Consider the following 1,035-nt stretch of genomic DNA (forward strand, 5'->3'; position numbering starts at 1 on the left):
CTTTCCTCTTAACTATTGAAAGGATAACGATTATGGGTCTTAAGCCGGGTCCGAAACGAATTGCCGATTCAACAGGGGAACCTGATAAACGCCAGCGTGACAATAAAAAAACGCCGGGAAATACTGACAAATTGAAACCCAGCAAATCTTCAAAAAAATAAGTCAGTAGTTAAAAGCCCTCCGGGGCTTTTTTGTATCTGCCGTTCACGCTGATTAAACATAACACCCGTTGCCCGCACCGCCCCGGACGGGTTCGCCGCGAACGGGGTGGCAGTCAGGTAAAACCGGCAACAAACCACCCGATAAACCGCCCCGTTCGCGACAGATAAATTTTACCTGGCTGCATAGCCATGCAGCCAGGTGAATGACATCCGGTTTCAGCGTAAATGCCCGATGAGAACCCTGTTTTCCTGCATTTCAGCCCAGCGACGGACCGTCATAGCTTCGCTGCCGGGAACGCGCTTCCGTCAGTTCCTTTTCGTGCTGCCGTTGCTCGTGCGCCCGTTCTGCGGCCACGGCCATCTCATGACGCTGCACTACCGGCTCAAACGCTGCAGTTGCCCGCTCAAGCGTTCCACCTGCTGACTCAAGCGCGTCACGCGCTCGCTCAGCGCCGCGTTCTCCCGTTGCATAAGCCCTGACATTTTCCGCCATTCCCCGAAGGCGCTCTCCCACTCGTCCAGCCTTTTCGAGTAGTCCTGCTGTAGCTGCTCTAATGCGCTCAGCAACTGTTTTTCCAGCTCGGTCATCGGCACTTACTCCTTCACCAGTCTCAGCGCGTTCTGCTTCGACCGCCCGTTCCCGACCGTCCAGCTCTGCGTCCTGTCTACGGCCGTCCCCTTCGGCAGCACCAGAAAACGTCCGTTGCTGTCTTCCAGGTACGTCACGCCCCAGGTCTTCGCGTTCAGCTTCGACAGCGCTGCGTTCTGCCGGTCGATTTCGGCCAGATTTGACGCTATCAAGCTCCCCTGATACCACAACACCCCGCTCAGGCTGGCGAACAGCAGTCCTGACACCATCGTGATGGTCAGCCAT

At 56.1% G+C, this 1,035-nt stretch carries 2 protein-coding genes; both read right to left on the reverse strand.

The annotated features are described in order from the left end of the window. Positions 1 to 536 precede the first annotated feature (536 nt). On the reverse strand, positions 537 to 749 hold the full coding sequence (locus tag PKE79_RS16455; RefSeq protein WP_021527181.1) for an MbeD family mobilization/exclusion protein: 213 nt from the start codon (positions 747 to 749) through the stop codon (positions 537 to 539). A gap of 6 nt (positions 750 to 755) precedes the next feature. Then, positions 756 to 1,035 (reverse strand): hypothetical protein (locus tag PKE79_RS16460; RefSeq protein WP_438822812.1); only part of this gene is annotated, 280 nt, incomplete at its 5' end.

The organism is Microbacterium barkeri (assembly GCF_027921765.1).
Lineage (GTDB): Bacteria > Actinomycetota > Actinomycetes > Actinomycetales > Microbacteriaceae > Microbacterium > Microbacterium barkeri.

Excerpts from the sequence above, each read along its gene's own strand:
- PKE79_RS16455 (WP_021527181.1), bottom strand. The coding sequence starts at position 749 with ATGACCGAGCTGGAAAAACAGTTGCTGAGCGCATTAGAGCAGCTACAG.